At 75.5% G+C, this 229-nt stretch carries 1 pseudogene; it reads left to right on the forward strand.

The features are described from left to right. Positions 1 to 229 (forward strand): annotated as a pseudogene (locus tag KVT39_RS37645) (phosphoribosyltransferase); the annotation flags it as partial.

The raw sequence follows: 229 nt of genomic DNA on the forward strand, positions 1-229 counted from the left end.
TCGACGTGCTGGTCGTGCGCAAGCCCGGCGTGCCGTGCGAGCCCGAGCTCGCGATGGGCGCGATCGCAACGGGGGGCGCGATGCATCTGCAGCGTTCCGTGTTCCGCTCGATGGGCGTGACCGACGCGCAGCTCGCCGACGTGATCGTGCGCGAGACGGCCGCGCTGCAGCGCCGCGCAGCGCTGTATCGCGGCGCTGCGCCGCCGCTGCCGGTCGCCGGGCGCAGCGG

The sequence above is a fragment of the Burkholderia sp. GbtcB21 genome (assembly GCF_019091065.1).
Taxonomy (GTDB): Bacteria; Pseudomonadota; Gammaproteobacteria; order Burkholderiales; family Burkholderiaceae; genus Burkholderia; species Burkholderia pyrrocinia_C.